The organism is Rhizobium sophorae (assembly GCF_013087515.1).
In the GTDB taxonomy this organism is placed as follows: Bacteria; Pseudomonadota; Alphaproteobacteria; order Rhizobiales; family Rhizobiaceae; genus Rhizobium; species Rhizobium sophorae.
On the sequence record NZ_JABFCN010000070.1, the window covers coordinates 158,391 to 173,944 of the forward strand.

Consider the following 15,554-nt stretch of genomic DNA (forward strand, 5'->3'; position numbering starts at 1 on the left):
CTATGATCGTGCCGTCACTAAAGCTGGAGGACACGGCCATGACGATCAAGCTGACAGAGATCAACCCCGCTGAGTGCTACCGGATCCTTGAGAACGAGCGCTTCGGTCATCTAGCATGCTGCAAGGATGGGCAGCCTTACGTGGCGGCGATCTATTTCGCCTTTTCCAGCGGCGTCGCCTATAGCTTCACCATGCCCGGCAAGAAGCTCGACTGGATGCGGGGAAACGACAAGGTCTGCCTTCACGTCGAGCGGCGTTCGAGCGCCGGCGGGTGGACGAGCGTCGTCGTCGAAGGCAGGTTCGAGGAGTTTCCTGATAGCGACACGCGACAAAGCGAAAGGCTCCATGCATGGTCGCTTCTCCAAAAGTATTCAGACTGGTGGGAGATCGGCTCCATGAAGCCCCAAGAGCTCCCAATGCTCGATGGTTCTCCTCACGTCTTCTACGGCATTGCCGTCACGGCCGTGTCGGGACGGAGCGCAGTCAGAACGGAATGACGCCGATGCTCGAGCCGAACCCACATCCCACAAACGGAGCACCACATGCCATATCTCGCCGGCCTTTATCCAAGCGCCACATTCAACTTCAACCTCGCACCCGTCTTTCGCGCGGGGGCTTTGATTCAAGACGAGACCTTCGCCGCGTCGGCCACGGTCACCACGGATTTGACGGCGTCCGCCGCCCGGCGAGGGCTTCGATGCTTTGAATTTCTGACTCGACTTGGCTGCAGCATCGACCACGGCGATGCGGTCGAAGTTCTTTCGGACTTCGTCGAGACCGAGCTAGAGGAATATCCTAAGGAGGTGTCGCGGCTTTGCGAGACCGGTTCACGACTGTTGTCGCACGCGGCAGAACTGTGTCGCGACGTAGCCGCCGGTCAGGTCAGCGCGGCTGAAGCGAAGACGGTCGTGTGAAGCGCGCGGCGTCACCGGGTCGTTCGCAAGACGAGCACTGAGCATGGTGCGCGCTGCACGACGTGGTCCACGACCGAGCCGAAGACGCGGTCGAGCACGTCGTCCCGGTGAGAGGCGATCACGACGAGATCGGCGGCGATCTCCTTTGCGACGGCGACGATGACCTGCGACGGGTTGCCCGCCCGGACGTGTATAGAAGCCGGAGTGTCGGTCGACCGAAGGGCTTCCGAAAGTCTGGTCTCGCCGGCGGCCATCACCTCGATCGCCCAATCATCCGGCGAGGCGGACGAGGGTAGGCCCTCCACCGCGTGAACGAGGTGGAGGCTTCCGTTGGGGGCGAGCTGCGCGCGGGCCGTTTCGACGAGCTGGAGCATGCGTTGCCGGGATCCCCGGCCGATGGCGCAGACGACTGTGGCGAACATGTCAGTATATGTCCTTTCCAGACAGGCCAACGAACTCGGTCGTCAGTCCATCGTCATGCGCTTCCTTGAGAAGTCGATCGGCGCTCATGATGTCGAGACACATGGTGTCAGTGAAGGATTGCCGGAGCGCGCAGCAGAAATGGTCTCTCGCCCATGCCTGGCCTCGCGGCGTCGCGGCCGTCACCTCCCAGCGATCCTCGTCCCGACGTCCGAGAACGAGGTCTGCGGACGTTCGCTCGACCGGAGGAATGGTCGTGGCTGCGTTGGTTGCTGTCTTGCGGGTCTTTTCTTGTTCGCGCATGTCCGTCTCCTTTGGATGAGGTCGTGGCGCTGTGTTCAGGAGCCTATCTGTCCCCGGGCGTGCCGTCTTTGACGAGCATCAATCCGGATGTTTGACCGGGATCAATCCAAGGTGGGAAGGTGGTGATACGACTAGGGCCGTGGTACATTCCGATGGAGGCAGACGTGAGGGCGATGGTACTCGAACAGGTGGGGCGGCCGCTCCGTCTCGTGGAGCGGCCGGACCCACCAGCGTCGCCCGGCCAGGTCGTCGTCAAGGTGGAGGCCTGCGGCGTCTGCCGGACGGACCTTCACGTCTGCGACGGGGACCTCTCCCAGCCAAAGCTTCCTCTCGTTCCAGGGCATGAGATTGTGGGAACCGTGATCGCAAGGGGCGAGGGCGTTCCTCGTCGCCTTGTCGGTCGAAAAGTCGGGGTACCCTGGCTGGGCCACACCTGCGGGCACTGCGCATATTGCCGAGAGGGCCGCGAGAATCTGTGCGACGAGCCTGGCTTCACGGGGTACACGATCGACGGCGGCTTCGCGACGCATGCGGTCGTCGAAGCGGGGTACGCGTTCGAACTGCCTGACGATCCGGACCCTGTGGCGACCGCGCCTCTTCTCTGCGCGGGCCTCATCGGGTGGCGATCCCTGAAGATGGCGGGCGAGGGGAGGACGATCGGCATCTATGGGTTCGGCGCGGCCGCCCACATCCTCGTGCAGGTGTGCAAGCATCGAGGCCAGAGCGTCTATGCCTTCGTGCGTCCCGGTGACGAGGCCGGACGGAAGTTCGCGCTTGATCTTGGCGCCGTGTGGGCCGGATTCTCTGGTGAAAGGCCGCCGGTGCCGCTCGACGCCGCCATCATCTTCGCGCCGGCCGGCGAGCTCGTGCCGATGGCGCTCGACGTGGTGCGGAAGGGCGGAACGGTGGTCTGCGGCGGCATCCACATGTCCGACATCCCAAGCATGCCCTACCGTCTGCTCTGGGGCGAGCGGAGGGTCGTCTCGGTGGCGAACCTGACGCGGAGCGACGGGGCGGAATTCTTCTCGATCGCGAAGGCGGCAGGGGTCAGATGCGTCACCAGCGTCTACGCTCTCGAGCATGCGAACGAGGCTCTCGACGATCTGCGCGCAGGCCGCGTCACTGGAGCCGCCGTGGTCGTTCCGTAGCCTAGGTTCCCCTTGACGAGGATCAATGCGCATTGCTTGCGCTACACGGAAGCTTCTTCGTCAAGACGTCCGCCGACAACCGGCGGCGCTTTCGCGAGGAGATCAGAGATGTCGCGTTCGTTGCTAGCCCTGGGGGCGCTCTTCATCGCAGGTGAGAGCCTGTTGTCGGCTCCAGCCGTTGCAGACAGCCTGTCGCTCGCGCCGATGCTCCAGCGTGTCGTGCCGAGCGTCGTCAGCATCTCGGTGCAGGGCAGGGAACTCGACGACGCGGATGCGACGCTCGCTGATCCCTTCTACAGAAAATTCTTCGGACTACCTGACGACGCCGCGCCGGCAGAGCACGGCTTCCAATCGGCCGGCTCGGGTGTCATCATCGACGAGGTCCACGGCTACATCGTCACCAACCAGCATGTCATAGCAAGCGCCTCAAAAATCGAGGTGGCGCTCTCCGACGGCCGACGCTTCAAAGCGAAACTTGTCGGCGCCGATCCTGAGACGGATGTCGCCGTCGTTCAAATTCCACCCGATCATCTTGTTCAAGCCGATTTTGGAAGCGCGTCCTCGCTTCATGTCGGCGACGTCGTCGTGGCGATCGGGAATCCCTTCGGCCTGGGCCAGACCGCGACGATGGGCATCGTCAGCGCGCTTGGGCGCCGCGCCGTGGGATCGGAGGGGTACGAAGGATTCATTCAGACGGACGCGTCGACCAATCCCGGCAACTCGGGCGGCGCGCTTGTAAGCGAGGACGGCGTCGTCGTCGGGATCAACAGCGCGATCATCGGCCCCGCCGGAGGAAGCATCGGCATTGGTTTTGCGGTTCCCGCCGAGACTGTCGGCATCGTGATGCGGCAGCTCATCCTGACCGGCAAGCTGGTGCGCGGCGAAGTCGGAATTTTCACTCAGGACCTGACGCCCGGTCTCGCAAAGGCGTTCGGCGTCGATGAAGGGCCGGGGGCGCTCGTCAGCGAAGTTCGGCCCGGTTCGCCGGCGGCGAATGCAGGAATTCAGCCGGGCGACGTCGTCCGAATGGTCGAGGGAAGGACGGTGCGCGGCGCGTCCGACGTACGCAGGATTGTGGGATCGCTACCGTTGCAGTCCAGGCCGTCCTTCCAAATCGATCGCGCCAGCCAAAGGATAGAGGCGTTTCCGGTGGTGTCCGACGCACCGGTCGCCGAACCGGCTGCTCCCCGTCCCATCCATTTCGCCCGCGGCCCTCTCGCCGACGTCGAGATGGCGAACTCCCCCGACGGTCTCGGCGCGCGCGTCGTCGTCGTCGCCGAGGGTTCTGTCGCGGCACAGGCCGGCCTGCAGCCGGACGACGTTATCGTCGCTCTCGACCAGCAGCCGGTAACGGACGTCGGCCAACTGCTCGCGATACTCGTGAAGGAGCATGCCCGCGCGCTCGTCACCGTAATAAGGAACGGCCACCGCCTCTTCGTGGCCGCCGACGTGCAGACCCAGTAGCGAGTTCGCGGACGGTGTTCTGTCCGCTGAAATCCCAAGGTCGCTCTCGTGCTTGATGAAGATCAACGACGAAATCTGCGGCGCTGGCACCATCGGTATGTCGCAAACCTGAAGGAGGTTGTCATGAACGACATTCAACTCAGACAGAACATTCTCGACGAAATGGAATTCGAGCCCAGCATCGACGCGGCTGATATCGGCGTCGCGGTCGATAGCGGGATCGTCACACTGACTGGTCACGTGCGCACCTACGCGGAGAAAAAAGCCGCAGAGCGGGTGGTTAGTCGCGTCAAGGGCGTACGCGGAATAGCTGCTGATATCGAGGTCCGGATTTTTGGGCCGAAGGAAACAGACGACGACGACATCGCCCGGCGAGCTGTCAAAATGCTCGACTGGAACGTTTCCGTGCCAAAGGATTCGGTGCAGGTGCGGGTCCTCAAGGGGTGGGTCACCCTGCGGGGCGAGGTCGAGTGGCAATATCAAAAGAACGCAGCCTACGACGCAGTGCGCGATCTCGCCGGCGTGGTGGGAGTATCCAACCTTGTGGAGCTTAAGCCCCGGGTTACGGCCGTGGACGTCAAGAAGCGCATAGAGGATGCGTTCCAGCGCGACGCCGCTCTTGAGGCCGATGCAATCAGGATCGACGTCAAGGGCAGAAAAGTTATCCTCTCCGGCAATGTGAAGACCTGGTCGGAACGGCAGGCGGCGGAGCGCGCTGCATGGTCCGCTCCGGGGATCAGCACTCTCGACGACCGGCTAACGGTCGGGTGATCGAATATCGGGTGCGGCTTGACGTTAGCCGCTCCGTCAGACGCCCTCCGGCAGGCATCGCATCCCTGGCGTTGATCGAAAGGTTGAGAAGCGCGCTCTGGAGCTGCGCCTTGTCGGCCAGTGCGCTCAACCGGCGCCCAGGAATGATCGTCCTCAGTTCGACGGAGTCGCCGAGCGTCCGCTGGACGAGGTCGGAAAACTCTCCAAGCAGGGCGCCGACGTCCAGCTCCTGCGGCGCAAGGGCCTGCCGCCTTCCGAATGCCAGAAGCTGAGAGGTCAGTCTCGCGCCATCATCGGCCGCGGACTGCGCCCCCCGCAGCAGGGACAACTGCCCTGCGTCGGCAAGACGGGCCTCCAACATTTCGAGGTTGCCGCTGATGACCGCGAGCAGATTGTTGAAGTCGTGGGCGAGCCCTCCGGTCAACTGCCCGACCGCCTCCATCTTCTGCGACTGCCGCAGCTCGGCCTCGATGCGGTGGCGGCTCGTCAGATCTCTGACGAAGCCTGTGAAGGTCCGCTTGCCGCCGGCAACCGCCTCGCCGACCGAGAGCTCCATTGGAAAGGTGGTCCCGTTCTTCCTGAGACCGACGACCACGCGTCCGTAGCCGATAATCCGTCGGCGCCCGGTCCGGATGTATGAATCCAGGTATCCGTCGTGCGCCTCCCGGTCGGGAGAGGGCATCAGCATGGAGACGTTCTGCCCGATGGCCTCGTGCGCGGAGTAGCCGAAGAGTTGCTCCGCCGCAGCGCTGAACGAGGCGATGATACCTCTGTCGTCAATGACGACCATTGCGTCTGGCACCGTGTCAAGAATGGACTGGAGGTGTGCCTACCGCTCCCGGAGTTCGTCCTCGACCTGCTGCATGAGGGTCACGTCGTTGTTGGACTGAACGATGAGCGTGCCCGGATCGCCAAGATCGAGAGCGGTCCACCGTGTCACGATCGCCAGCCTTACCCCGTCCTTTCGTCGGTGCGACACCTGTCCCGTCCAGAATCCCTTCGTCCTGACTTCAGCCCGAAGCTTCTCCACGTCGGCCGGAAGTTGCGTATCCAGGAGTTCGTGGACCACCTTTCCCATGGCCTCTGCGGCGGACCATCCGTAGAGCTGCTCGCAGCCCGAGGTCCAGCGTTGGATCACGCCGTCGAAGCCGTGGACGATCAGGTTGGCGCCGTCGAACATGCGCACGATACGGTTCAGGTCGGTTTCACTGGTAGCATATTCCAGCATAGCGTGCTCCAGAGTCTGCATCTTCCAAGTCGTCATCCAGGTCTTCGTCGGCGGCGCGGGCCAATGCCGACCGGCTGGCCACCTTGAACTGATGCTTGTCAGCAGGCAATAGTATCCCCTTGGCGACCAGCTTTGTAAGCGTCCTCGACACCGTCTCGATCGTCATGCCGAGATGGTCGGCGATGTCGGCGCGGACCATCGGCAGGCTGATCGTCCGGCCGTCCCGCCCCTGGTTCCGTTCCAGCCGATGCAGCAGGAAGGTGCAGACGCGCTGCTCGGCATTCTTGTGGGAAAGCAGGAGCATGTGGTCTTGCGCTGCGGAAATTTCGTCGCGAAGTTGCGACAAAAGCTGAAGCCTGAAATCAGGAACCAGTTGCAGTTCCTCTTCCAGCGTGCGCTTGTTCATCCGGGTGAAGGCCACGTCATCGATGGCCTCGCCCGCAAACATGTATCTGTTGTGAAAAGACAGTCCAACCAGGTCGCCCGCACCAACAAAACCGATGATGAGGCGACGACCATCCGGAAGGAACCGGCATATGCGGACGTTCCCGCGGACGATGCGAAACACATGGCGGGCGGCGTCGCCCTCGAAGAAGATCGTCGTTCCCGACTGGGCAGTCTCGACGGTCTGGCGCATGAACAGCGGCGCGAAGTCGATCATTCCGTGTGCCCGTGGCCGTTCGAGTGAGTGGATGTTCGATACCGCTTGCATGTCGTGGCTCCCTTCGCCGTTGCATGGCGTGGATTTGACCGAAGCCTGATGACACGGGGATGCGAGAAGCGTAAGAATTGGTGCGATCGTGTAACAATCCGTAACAACTTGAGAATGCCGGGATGACGAGCGGAACTGTCAGGCGGACCCGTATACTTGTCGTGGACGACGATGTCCGGATCCAGAGAATGCTCGCGCAATATCTCGGCGAGGAGGGGTTCGACGTCGACGTGGCGGGCGGCAGCTCGCAAATGCGCGCCAGAATGGCGGGGGCGAAATTCGATGCTGTACTGCTCGATCTCGTTCTGCCGGGAGACTGCGACGGGCTCCAGCTCGCGAGGGAAATCCGTTCAGGTTCGGACGTTCCCATCATCATGCTGTCCGGCCGCGACGATGTCATGGATCGCGTCGTCGGACTCGAGGTTGGTGCGGACGACTACATCGGCAAGCCTTTTCATCTGAGGGAGGTGCTGGCTCGGGTCAAGACCGTGCTAAGGCGCAGGAGCCCTGCAGGCGACCCGGTCAGGATTGAGGGTGACGTTTTCCGTTTCGAGGGGTGGAAGCTCGATGTGGAACGGCGGGCGGTGACCAACCCTGCCGGAGACGAAGTGGCGATGTCGACGGGGGAGTTCGACATGCTGCACGTGTTTGCCACTCATGCCGGCCGGGTCCTTACGCGCGACATGCTGATGGATCTGACGAGCAAGCGAGGCCGCGACGGCTTCGATCGCACGATCGACGCGTTGATTGTACGGCTCCGTCGCAAGATCGAGACGGATCCGGCCAACCCCCGCCTGATCAAATCTGTCCGCGGCGTCGGATATCTCTTTACAGCAAGGCTGGAGACGGCTTCTGGTCAGCCCTGACCATCAGGCCATGATCCCACCGACAAAATCTGTCCTCGTTTTCCATCTCCGCGAAATCGCTTGGAAACCGCCCCCAGAGCCGCATGAAATCGCATCCAATGGATCGCCTTCTCAACGAGGTGAACAGGACTTCCGCAATGGTCACGTCGTCGATGACGCTCGCCGTCACGAAGATCGGAACGTCCATCAATCGCCCGGCGATCGGATGGATGCCAATCCTGTAGGCGGCCAAGCCACGCACATAGCCTGCCGGATCCTTTAGCGAGACGAGCGTCCACCGATCGGCGCTCGCCACGACTTGCGCCCAATCGTCGGCAGAGAAGCAGGGAACCGCCACCTGGATCAGGCTGTAGGCGTGCAACGCATCGTCCGTACGGAGCAGGTGGACTGGATATCCCGACGTCATGGCGGTTTTCCTCCTCGATCGAGAGGAATGTTCGCATGTTCGTGCGGTCGGGGCCTTGTCCCAGGTCAATCCTAAGTCTGGGGAGACCCGAAAGACAAAAGGCAGGGTGATTGACGGTGATCAAAGACCGCGAATGCAATCGACTGTTCTATGTGCGCGTCGCCGCCTGTGAACGACGGCATTCTTGAGAGAAGGAGAATGACAATGGCAGACTCTGCATCGAAACTTTCCTTAAAGACAGAAGCACGGCCGGCGGCGCCCGCCGACCGCTGGTGGCCCCTCGACAGCCTCCGGTCCGAGATCGATCGGGTTTTCAGCGAATTCGGAAGCCCGTCGATCTTCGACCGGGCCTTCAGCAGGATGTCGGCCGCTTTCTCGCGCGGCATGCTAGCCGTCGACCTCGTTGAATCCGACAAGGCTTTCGAGTTGTCGGCCGAGCTTCCGGGCGTGGACGCCAAGGATCTCGAGGTCACGCTCTCCGACGGGATTCTCACCATCAAGGGCGAGAAGAACGAGGCCAAGGAGGAGAAGGAAAACGACTATTACCTCTCCGAACGGCGTTACGGATCCTTCCATCGAAGCCTGGAATTGCCGCGCGGCGTGGACAGCGAGAAGATCGAGGCGAACTTTTCTAACGGCGTTCTCAAGGTCTCGCTGCCGAAGACGCCCGAGCGGCAGCAGAACGGCAAGAAGATCACGGTCAAGGCGGCCTGACAGTCATTCCTCCGCTACGCCGAGGGGCGGCGTGCGGTGGGCGGGGAGAGAGGGAGGGGGCCACCCCTCCCTCTTTTTCAGTTGATGCGGATGTGGTTCTCGACGGTGGCAACGCCTGGAACAGACCAGGCCGTCCGTTCGGCGACGCCGCGCTCGTGCCAGGCGCGCACGCTGCCTTCGAGAACGACCTTGTCGTCCTGAACCTTCACCGAGATTCCGCCGGCGTCGACTTCGGCACTCCGTTTCAGCGCTTCCTCAATCCGACGGCGGACGTCGGGAACCGTCGGGCACGGCCGTATCGTGAGCAGATTGAGGACGCCGACGACGCCACCGAGCTTCCTGACGGCATGCTCGGCGGCAGCTTTCTGGAACTGCCAGCGCACTTCGCCCGACAATGTCACCCAGCCGTCCTCAACCTTTACATCCCTCGATGCGATCTGGTCGTCCGCATGCTGCTTGCGACCTACGCACCGCACCTCGATGTCCACGGCCACCGCCCGGACGCCCTTCACCCGCGCTGCAACGTCCTCCGCCGTCAGCTTTTCGGCATAGGTCAACACGTGACCGGAGAGGGTCGCAATGCCATCTTCCACCGAGACGCCGATATGGGCGGCGTCGATGCTGGGTTCGAACGCCAGCTCGTCGAGTATGTCCTGTTGGATTGCTAAGTCCGTCATTTCTACCTCCTGTTGGGTTCCGAAGCCCGTTGGCCTCGCGAGGTATGATGCGCCATCCGAAATTTCCGACGTTGCGCTTGGTCAATTGAACTTGGCGACCGAGCCGCGAACATATCTTTGACCTTCGTCAACGTGCGGTCGTCCGAGCTGCCATAAAGTGCCCGACAACACATAGGAGTTGTCATGGCCAATCCGATCCTTCACTTCTACGGCGCCGCGGGGTCGGTCACCGGGTCGAGCTTCCTTCTAGAGACCGGTGGCACGCGCATTCTGATCGACTGCGGAATGTTCCAAGGCTCGAAGTCGGAGAAGGAGCTCAACTACAAGCCATTCCCCTTCGTACCATCGCGGATCGACGCCGTATTGCTCACGCACGCGCACATCGACCACTCGGGGCTGCTTCCGAAACTTGCGAAGGCGGGATATGGAGGACCGATCTATGCAACGCCGGCGACGATCGACCTTTGCACGATCATGCTGCAGGATTCAGGTCACATCCAGGAGTCGGAGGTCCGAAAGCTCAATCGAAGGAATAGCCGAAGGGCGCGAGAGAGGGTGGAGCCCATCTATACCGCCGACGACGCCCGCGGCATGCTGCCGCAGTTCATCGCGGTCGAGTATGGCGAGTGGCGGGAGACTGTTGGCGGCGTAAGGTTCCGTTACTGGAATGCTGGACACCTGATGGGTTCCGCATCGATCGAAGTCGAGGCGCCCGGCGCCGACGGGGCGACAAGAATTTTGTTCTCGGGCGACGTCGGTGCGAGCAACAAGCTGTTCGAAAACCTCCCTCTGGCGCCTTCCGGGGTCGATTACCTCATCTGCGAAAGCACATATGGAGACCGGGAACGGGAAGAATACGCCCTGAAAGTTCGACGGGACCGGCTGCGCGACGTGGTGGCGAGTTCGAACAGCCTCGGCGGGGTTCTTCTGATTCCCTCCTTCGCCGTCGAGAGGACGCAGGAGGTGCTGACCGATCTCGTCGCCCTCATGGACGAAGGAGAGGTGCCGCGGTGCCCTATTATGATAGACTCGCCGCTTGCATCGCGAGCGACCGAGGCCTTCAAGAGGCATGCGGCCGACCTCGGTCACGGCAAGGCGTTCCTTCGCGCGCTCAACGCGCCGAACGTCCGCTTCACCGAGACGGCCGAGCAGTCGAAGGCGCTCGATCTCGTCCGGGGCTTTCACATCATCATCGCGGCAAGCGGAATGTGCGAGGCGGGGAGGATCCGCCACCGCCTGAAGAACTGGCTCTGGCGGCAGGAGTGCACCGTGCTGTTTGTCGGGTTTCAGGCGGCGGGGACGCTAGGCCGCATCCTGCAGGAGGGCGCGACCGACGTCCGCATCCAGGGCGAGGAGATTCACGTCTGCGCCAGGATGGCCACGCTCGACGCCTACAGCGGGCATGCGGATGCAAGCGAACTCGATGCGTGGGTTGCCGGTCGGGAACCGATCCGGAAGGCGATATTCCTCGTTCATGGAGAGGAGCACGCTCGTGAAGCGATGTCCGCCCGGCTCCAGAAGCAAGTTTCCGCAAAGGTCGTTTGCCCGTCGCTGGACGACGCCTACGAGCTTGCACCGGCGGGTGCACGCCTCATCGAAGACAGGGCGCCCGCACGTATCAAGCCGGTCGTGCCCGGCAGGCCTGACTGGAACAACGACTATCAGCGGTTCGTTCTGGACCTGTCCGATCGTCTGAAATCCGTCGCCGACGAGAAGGGCCGCGCGGTCGTGCTGCGCAGGCTTCGACGCGCACTGGACCCGGACGATGTTCCGGCGGCTGAGGGGAGGAGGAACGGCAATGTTAATCATGGATCGTGACTGCAAGCGCGGCGGAGAACGCTTCGCGATACCGACCCAGGGTGAGGTGCAAGGCAAGCTTATCGTCCTGGAGGTCGTCGCTATAACCTGCCTGCGGGAGGTTCTCGCTTCGAAGAATGCCTTTGCCGTCGCCGCTTTGAAGAAGAAGGTCCTGCGGGCCATGAAGGAGCAGTGCGCGCCGTTCGGTCTGTCGTCGGAAGACGAGAAGGCCGTCTTGGAGTACGCATGCGAGTTCTTCGAAGAGGCAAGCAAGGAGGCAGCCAGGCAGGCTGCAACGAAGGTGGCTGCGAAGTCTGCCGGGACGGCACGCTCCAGGACTCCGGGCCATGGATAGGGTTGCCGTCACTTTCAACGCCGGATCCTCCAGCCTCAAGGTCGGCGTTTTCAGGCTGAAGGACGGTCGGGCACTCCGGCTGGGAGGCGGTGTTGCCACGCTCGGAGACCGGTCAAGATTCACCTTCCGATTTTCCGACGGGGACGAGACTGTCGATCTTCCGTCCGGGCCAGCGATCGACGCGCGGCTGGTTTCGCAGGTCGTCGATTGCATCGTCCGCAGAGGATTCGACCCCGTGGTGGCCGGCCATCGCATCGTCCATGGGGGACAGGTCTTCGATGGCCCCGTTCTACTGGAACCCAAGGTCGTCCTCAGAATGGAAGACCTGACGCATCTTGCGCCGGTGCACCTCCCTCCAGCGCTTGCGATCGTCCGCGCAGTCCGGAGCGCATATCCGGACATGCCGCAGACGGCGTCGTTCGATACCGCATTCCATTCGTCGCAGAGCAGTCTTGCCGCACGGCTCGCCATTCCAAGAGAGCTGCATGACGCCGGGATTCGCAGATACGGCTTCCACGGACTTTCCTATAAGTACGTCGCCGGCGAGCTCAGGAAACACGATCCCGACCTGGCCGCCGGCCGTGTCGTCTGCGCGCATCTTGGAAGCGGCGCGAGCCTGTGCGGAATGGTCGACGGCGTGAGTATAGACACCAGCATGGGCTTCTCCCCCCTGGACGGAATTCTGATGTCGACCCGGCCGGGCTCGCTCGATCCGGGCGCTGTCGTCCACCTTCTGCGCAACAATTTCCACGACGCGGATCATCTTGAGGATTTTCTCTATCACCGGTGCGGCCTGCTCGGCGTTTCCGGCAAAAGCGGCGACGTCCGCGTCTTGCTGGAGGACTTCCATCCGGCCTCCAGGGAAGCCCTCGATCTCTTCTGTTTCAGGATCGCCGGCGAGATAGGGAGGCTCGCCGTGTCTCTGGGCGGTGTGGACGCCGTCGTCTTCACCGCCGGCGTCGGCGAGCATCAACCAGAAATACGCAGTGGCGTCGCTCACCATCTGGGCTGGCTGGGTCTCTCGTTGAGCGAGCCTGCGAACAAGATGAACGCGACCGTAATCAGCGCGAGGGAAAGTGAAATCGTCGCCCTTGTCATTCCGACCGACGAGGAACAGGTCATCGCCGAAGAAGCGATCGAAGTCATCAGCCGGCACAGGCTTTGAAGATCGACATGTCTGCACCCTACGACGCGGGATAGGCCGGTCATCTTCGACCATTCACGGCTATCCGCATCTCATTCATCGGTTGACTTACCGGCGCACCAATCACGGCAACATCCATGTGCGCGGATTTGTGAAGGAAGGCACGACGACCACGCCGTTCGACATGACTGTGATGAGGCTCGCCGAGCACCGAGCGTTAGTCAGAGAGGATGGCGAAGACATGCCGGAGATACAGAACTCGCACCATGGGAAAGGACGTCGTAGGAGGAACAGGTTTCATCGACGTCCGCCGCGACACGACGCGCCTGTTGATCCTCGTCAAGGCGGCGAATCGACTTTCGCGTGTAATCGTCTTGCCAATCAAAGGAGAGAGAACGATGCTTGCCAGAGACATCATGACGACCCCCGTGACGACGATCGACGAGGGACATAACGTCAGGGAAGCCGTCGAGATCGTCAACGCCAGCAAGATTGGCGCGGTGCCCGTCGTCGACAGCGAAGGTCGACTCACGGGCATCGTCACCGAGGGAGATCTGCTGCGTCGTCTTGGGCCAAACGGGCGGTACCGCATACGCGCGACCGCGAAGATGCACTGGCGGACTATGTGAAGGCTCGAAGCTGGCGCGTCAAGGACGTGATGTCGACGCCCGTCGTCAGCGCCACCCCGACCGCCACCGCCAGCCAGCTTGCCGAACTCCTGCAGGCCCACGACATCAAGCACCTGCCCGTCGTCGAGAACGGCAGGCTCGCCGGAATGATCAGCCGTCGCGATTTGATGCGAGCGCTTCTCGATGTTCCTCGGCAGTGCATCGCTTCCGGCGACGAGGCCCTAGGGACCGCCGTTCGTAGCCGCCTGGAAGCCGAGCTCGAAATAACGCCCCCCATGGTCAATGCGACCGTCTCCAACGGGGTGGTCACCCTGAGGGGAGAGGTCGAGACGGAGCTGGAACGCTCAGCGGCCAGGGTGGCCGCGGAAAGCGTCCGCGGCGTCGGCGGCGTGGTGAACAAGATCACCCTGGCTTCCGCATGGTGAGCCCCTCAAACGATGAAATCGTCCCTGGAGTTTCCGTCATGTTTGTCAGGGTCATTGCAGACGCCGTCATGTCGAGGCTTCTCCTCGTCATCCTGATCCTCATGGTCGGGACGGTCGTGGGCGTCCTGCTGGTGAAACCATCCGACGACTCTCGAAGCGGGCGCGTCGAGCGCTCTCTCTCCGACCCGTGAGTGCGCGATGAACATTTGGCCCTGCAAGATTGAATTGCCCGGCCGCTTCTCGCAAAAGACCGGAAGCGCGACGGATTCGATGCCCTCCGAACTGTTCGGTTTCCTCTGGCTGATGGGAAGGCGCATCAGGCGTTGATCGCCGGGCTGTCCCTGGTTCTTTTGTTATCGGCGCGGCGCCTCTCGAACTCCAGCGCCGGATCGTCAATGAGGCGACCGAGCAAGTGACATACGGGTCGCTTCTTTTCTCGTATCCATCTCGCGGTGGTAGTGTTGGAGGGCGCCGAACACCAGCACGAGCGGACTTTTGAACTGGCGCGCGAAGTCTGCCAGCATGCCCTCACGGCTTTCGTCGGAAAGAGAGTTCGGTCCGAACCGTCGCACGCGTTCTTCGGCTTCGGCGGTCGTCGGCCCAAGGGACGTGGGTCCCGCCGCTCGATAGCAGCCGAAACCAGTCATAAGCCACGGAGGGGGACAGTTCGTCAATGTGACATGAGGACGGGCAAAAGAGGCTCGTGCAATACGCCATCGGTTGCTCCGCCCAGGACGAAATTTCGCAACCTCGAGTGTCCAAATCCTCCCATGACCAGCATGTCGGCGCTCAGTTCCAGTGCTGTCTGCTGAATGCTCTGACCGATCGATGACGAGGTAAAGCGAGCGACCGTTGCGCCTGCATTGACGCCGCTCGAAACCAGGAGTTCAGCAAGGTGCGCTCCGCTTGGCTCCCACAGCGGTTTTTCACCCGTCAGCGATAGAACCGAGACCCGCTTGGCCTTGTGAATGAACGGGTTTGCATCATTAACGGCTCGAGCGGCGGCTCTGCTTCCGTCCCAGGCGATGACCAGATGGTCGATTGGGCCAGCAAGGGTCTTGCTGGGAAAGATGACGGCTGGCCGGCCGGAGCCGAATATGACCGATTCCGCGACAATACGAGTGTCCGGGACATCCGCGACACATTCGAGAATGGCCAGATCGAAAAAGCGCGCTTCGGTGGCCGAGGTCTCGTGCAACTGCGGCAAGGTGGTTTGGACCGTTCGGCAAGATAATTCAACCTTGGCGTTCGCTGCGAGGTTGGTCGCTGCTGCAATCAGCGTTTCGGCGCGATCACGGCTCAGGGTCTCGGCATGCTCGATCATCTTTGGAGTATCGAGCAGCAAAGACGACCATGCGTTGGGGATGTGCGGAATCGCGACTGTTAGCGCGCACGCGCGAAGATGCGCGCTGTAATACCTAGCAAACGTTACGGCGTTCGAAATGATCAATCCGGAACTTGAATCGGGATATGTTGATAGCGGGAGAAAATATTGTGCCGTCATGTCCTGCTCCATCTCTCGCGGACCGCCACGATTGCAATCATCTAACTTCATTTGTCGCAAGGCGGCATTGATGTAAC

20 protein-coding genes and 2 pseudogenes are annotated in these 15,554 nt (G+C 62.0%); 14 read left to right on the forward strand and 8 right to left on the reverse strand.

Features of this window, described 5'->3' with window-relative positions; genetic code table 11:
* The first annotated feature begins 38 nt into the window (after window positions 1–38).
* Together G9X64_RS34870 and G9X64_RS34875 are read left to right on the forward strand one after the other, a co-directional pair.
* A complete protein-coding gene (locus tag G9X64_RS34870) occupies window positions 39–497 on the forward strand; it encodes a pyridoxamine 5'-phosphate oxidase family protein (RefSeq protein WP_171378342.1) in 459 nt (152 codons plus the stop codon).
* A gap of 45 nt (window positions 498–542) precedes the next feature.
* Window positions 543–914 carry a hypothetical protein gene (locus tag G9X64_RS34875; RefSeq protein ID WP_168309405.1) on the forward strand — a complete coding sequence of 124 codons (372 nt, stop codon included), beginning with the start codon at window positions 543–545 and terminating at the stop codon, window positions 912–914.
* An 11-nt stretch (window positions 915–925) separates the two neighbouring features.
* Here G9X64_RS34875 and G9X64_RS34880 read toward each other — a convergent pair whose 3' ends face one another.
* Complete coding sequence (locus G9X64_RS34880) at window positions 926–1,336, reverse strand: universal stress protein (protein WP_168309406.1); 411 nt, start codon at window positions 1,334–1,336, stop codon at window positions 926–928.
* 1 nt (window position 1,337) lies between these two features.
* Complete coding sequence (locus G9X64_RS34885) at window positions 1,338–1,637, reverse strand: hypothetical protein (protein ID WP_168309407.1); 300 nt, start codon at window positions 1,635–1,637, stop codon at window positions 1,338–1,340.
* A 164-nt stretch (window positions 1,638–1,801) separates the two neighbouring features.
* Here G9X64_RS34885 and G9X64_RS34890 point away from each other — a divergent pair, with 164 nt between their 5' ends.
* From G9X64_RS34890 to G9X64_RS34900, 3 genes are all read left to right on the forward strand, one after another.
* On the forward strand, window positions 1,802–2,785 hold the full coding sequence (locus tag G9X64_RS34890; RefSeq protein ID WP_168309408.1) for a zinc-dependent alcohol dehydrogenase family protein: 984 nt from the start codon (window positions 1,802–1,804) through the stop codon (window positions 2,783–2,785).
* Window positions 2,786–2,893: 108 nt separating this feature from the next.
* Window positions 2,894–4,249, forward strand: coding sequence for a trypsin-like peptidase domain-containing protein (locus tag G9X64_RS34895; protein ID WP_168309409.1), 1,356 nt, complete (start codon window positions 2,894–2,896; stop codon window positions 4,247–4,249).
* Window positions 4,250–4,372: 123 nt separating this feature from the next.
* On the forward strand, window positions 4,373–5,020 hold the full coding sequence (locus G9X64_RS34900) for a BON domain-containing protein (RefSeq protein WP_168309410.1): 648 nt from the start codon (window positions 4,373–4,375) through the stop codon (window positions 5,018–5,020).
* A gap of 34 nt (window positions 5,021–5,054) precedes the next feature.
* Here the strand turns inward: G9X64_RS34900 and G9X64_RS34905 are convergent.
* Both G9X64_RS34905 and G9X64_RS34910 read right to left on the reverse strand, forming a co-directional pair.
* Window positions 5,055–6,248, reverse strand: a pseudogene (locus G9X64_RS34905) (PAS domain S-box protein); the annotation flags it as partial.
* Complete coding sequence (locus G9X64_RS34910; protein WP_168309411.1) at window positions 6,226–6,960, reverse strand: helix-turn-helix domain-containing protein; 735 nt, start codon at window positions 6,958–6,960, stop codon at window positions 6,226–6,228. The pseudogene G9X64_RS34905 and the gene G9X64_RS34910, both read right to left, overlap by 23 nt.
* Window positions 6,961–7,082: 122 nt before the next feature.
* Here G9X64_RS34910 and G9X64_RS34915 point away from each other — a divergent pair, with 122 nt between their 5' ends.
* Window positions 7,083–7,826: a response regulator gene (locus G9X64_RS34915; RefSeq protein ID WP_168309412.1), complete on the forward strand. Its 744-nt coding sequence runs from the start codon at window positions 7,083–7,085 to the stop codon at window positions 7,824–7,826.
* On the opposite strand, the gene G9X64_RS34920 is transcribed toward G9X64_RS34915, so the two are convergent.
* On the reverse strand, window positions 7,789–8,232 hold the full coding sequence (locus G9X64_RS34920; RefSeq protein ID WP_168309413.1) for a hypothetical protein: 444 nt from the start codon (window positions 8,230–8,232) through the stop codon (window positions 7,789–7,791). The two genes, G9X64_RS34915 and G9X64_RS34920, sit on opposite strands and share 38 nt — an antisense overlap.
* A gap of 204 nt (window positions 8,233–8,436) precedes the next feature.
* Between G9X64_RS34920 and G9X64_RS34925 the strand changes: the two genes are divergently transcribed.
* Window positions 8,437–8,946 (forward strand): Hsp20/alpha crystallin family protein, encoded by a 510-nt coding sequence (locus G9X64_RS34925; RefSeq protein WP_246271165.1) that lies wholly within the window; start codon window positions 8,437–8,439, stop codon window positions 8,944–8,946.
* Between the two features lie 77 nt (window positions 8,947–9,023).
* On the opposite strand, the gene G9X64_RS34930 is transcribed toward G9X64_RS34925, so the two are convergent.
* Window positions 9,024–9,623, reverse strand: coding sequence for a BON domain-containing protein (locus G9X64_RS34930; protein WP_168309415.1), 600 nt, complete (start codon window positions 9,621–9,623; stop codon window positions 9,024–9,026).
* 183 nt (window positions 9,624–9,806) lie between these two features.
* Between G9X64_RS34930 and G9X64_RS34935 the strand changes: the two genes are divergently transcribed.
* The 7 genes and pseudogenes from G9X64_RS34935 to G9X64_RS34965 all read left to right on the forward strand — a co-directional run bounded on the left by G9X64_RS34935 (window position 9,807) and on the right by G9X64_RS34965 (window position 14,164).
* Window positions 9,807–11,441 (forward strand): MBL fold metallo-hydrolase, encoded by a 1,635-nt coding sequence (locus tag G9X64_RS34935; RefSeq protein WP_171378344.1) that lies wholly within the window; start codon window positions 9,807–9,809, stop codon window positions 11,439–11,441.
* Complete coding sequence (locus G9X64_RS34940) at window positions 11,422–11,775, forward strand: hypothetical protein (RefSeq protein WP_168309416.1); 354 nt, start codon at window positions 11,422–11,424, stop codon at window positions 11,773–11,775. The genes G9X64_RS34935 and G9X64_RS34940 overlap by 20 nt, the downstream gene beginning before the upstream one ends.
* Window positions 11,768–12,940 (forward strand): acetate/propionate family kinase, encoded by a 1,173-nt coding sequence (locus tag G9X64_RS34945; RefSeq protein ID WP_168309417.1) that lies wholly within the window; start codon window positions 11,768–11,770, stop codon window positions 12,938–12,940. The genes G9X64_RS34940 and G9X64_RS34945 overlap by 8 nt, the downstream gene beginning before the upstream one ends.
* Window positions 12,941–12,964: 24 nt before the next feature.
* Window positions 12,965–13,178: pseudogene (locus tag G9X64_RS34950) on the forward strand (phosphoketolase family protein); the annotation flags it as partial.
* A gap of 7 nt (window positions 13,179–13,185) precedes the next feature.
* Window positions 13,186–13,548 carry a CBS domain-containing protein gene (locus G9X64_RS36920; RefSeq protein WP_246271167.1) on the forward strand — a complete coding sequence of 121 codons (363 nt, stop codon included), beginning with the start codon at window positions 13,186–13,188 and terminating at the stop codon, window positions 13,546–13,548.
* Between the two features lie 29 nt (window positions 13,549–13,577).
* Window positions 13,578–13,973 (forward strand): BON domain-containing protein, encoded by a 396-nt coding sequence (locus tag G9X64_RS34960; protein ID WP_168309418.1) that lies wholly within the window; start codon window positions 13,578–13,580, stop codon window positions 13,971–13,973.
* Window positions 13,974–14,011: 38 nt separating this feature from the next.
* Window positions 14,012–14,164: a hypothetical protein gene (locus G9X64_RS34965; RefSeq protein WP_018073256.1), complete on the forward strand. Its 153-nt coding sequence runs from the start codon at window positions 14,012–14,014 to the stop codon at window positions 14,162–14,164.
* Between the two features lie 201 nt (window positions 14,165–14,365).
* Here G9X64_RS34965 and G9X64_RS34970 read toward each other — a convergent pair whose 3' ends face one another.
* Together G9X64_RS34970 and G9X64_RS34975 are read right to left on the reverse strand one after the other, a co-directional pair.
* Window positions 14,366–14,620: a cation-transporting P-type ATPase gene (locus tag G9X64_RS34970; RefSeq protein ID WP_168309419.1), complete on the reverse strand. Its 255-nt coding sequence runs from the start codon at window positions 14,618–14,620 to the stop codon at window positions 14,366–14,368.
* A 23-nt stretch (window positions 14,621–14,643) separates the two neighbouring features.
* On the reverse strand, window positions 14,644–15,528 hold the full coding sequence (locus tag G9X64_RS34975; RefSeq protein ID WP_168309484.1) for a universal stress protein: 885 nt from the start codon (window positions 15,526–15,528) through the stop codon (window positions 14,644–14,646).
* Window positions 15,529–15,554 lie beyond the last annotated feature (26 nt).

What these genes read in the sequence shown, in the direction of transcription:
- G9X64_RS34900 (WP_168309410.1), top strand. Translation starts at nt 4,373, where the DNA reads ATGAACGACATTCAACTCAGACAGAACATTCTCGACGAAATGGAATTC.
- G9X64_RS34965 (WP_018073256.1), top strand. Translation starts at nt 14,012, where the DNA reads ATGTTTGTCAGGGTCATTGCAGACGCCGTCATGTCGAGGCTTCTCCTC.
- G9X64_RS34915 (WP_168309412.1), top strand. Translation starts at nt 7,083, where the DNA reads ATGACGAGCGGAACTGTCAGGCGGACCCGTATACTTGTCGTGGACGAC.
- G9X64_RS34940 (WP_168309416.1), top strand. Translation starts at nt 11,422, where the DNA reads ATGTTAATCATGGATCGTGACTGCAAGCGCGGCGGAGAACGCTTCGCG.
- G9X64_RS34880 (WP_168309406.1), bottom strand. Translation starts at nt 1,336, where the DNA reads ATGTTCGCCACAGTCGTCTGCGCCATCGGCCGGGGATCCCGGCAACGC.
- G9X64_RS34925 (WP_246271165.1), top strand. Translation starts at nt 8,437, where the DNA reads ATGGCAGACTCTGCATCGAAACTTTCCTTAAAGACAGAAGCACGGCCG.
- G9X64_RS34875 (WP_168309405.1), top strand. Translation starts at nt 543, where the DNA reads ATGCCATATCTCGCCGGCCTTTATCCAAGCGCCACATTCAACTTCAAC.
- G9X64_RS34930 (WP_168309415.1), bottom strand. Translation starts at nt 9,623, where the DNA reads ATGACGGACTTAGCAATCCAACAGGACATACTCGACGAGCTGGCGTTC.
- G9X64_RS34970 (WP_168309419.1), bottom strand. Translation starts at nt 14,620, where the DNA reads ATGACTGGTTTCGGCTGCTATCGAGCGGCGGGACCCACGTCCCTTGGG.
- G9X64_RS34870 (WP_171378342.1), top strand. Translation starts at nt 39, where the DNA reads ATGACGATCAAGCTGACAGAGATCAACCCCGCTGAGTGCTACCGGATC.
- G9X64_RS34895 (WP_168309409.1), top strand. Translation starts at nt 2,894, where the DNA reads ATGTCGCGTTCGTTGCTAGCCCTGGGGGCGCTCTTCATCGCAGGTGAG.
- G9X64_RS34885 (WP_168309407.1), bottom strand. Translation starts at nt 1,637, where the DNA reads ATGCGCGAACAAGAAAAGACCCGCAAGACAGCAACCAACGCAGCCACG.
- G9X64_RS34960 (WP_168309418.1), top strand. Translation starts at nt 13,578, where the DNA reads ATGTCGACGCCCGTCGTCAGCGCCACCCCGACCGCCACCGCCAGCCAG.
- G9X64_RS36920 (WP_246271167.1), top strand. Translation starts at nt 13,186, where the DNA reads ATGGGAAAGGACGTCGTAGGAGGAACAGGTTTCATCGACGTCCGCCGC.
- G9X64_RS34945 (WP_168309417.1), top strand. Translation starts at nt 11,768, where the DNA reads ATGGATAGGGTTGCCGTCACTTTCAACGCCGGATCCTCCAGCCTCAAG.
- G9X64_RS34920 (WP_168309413.1), bottom strand. Translation starts at nt 8,232, where the DNA reads ATGACGTCGGGATATCCAGTCCACCTGCTCCGTACGGACGATGCGTTG.
- G9X64_RS34935 (WP_171378344.1), top strand. Translation starts at nt 9,807, where the DNA reads ATGGCCAATCCGATCCTTCACTTCTACGGCGCCGCGGGGTCGGTCACC.
- G9X64_RS34975 (WP_168309484.1), bottom strand. Translation starts at nt 15,528, where the DNA reads ATGAAGTTAGATGATTGCAATCGTGGCGGTCCGCGAGAGATGGAGCAG.
- G9X64_RS34910 (WP_168309411.1), bottom strand. Translation starts at nt 6,960, where the DNA reads ATGCAAGCGGTATCGAACATCCACTCACTCGAACGGCCACGGGCACAC.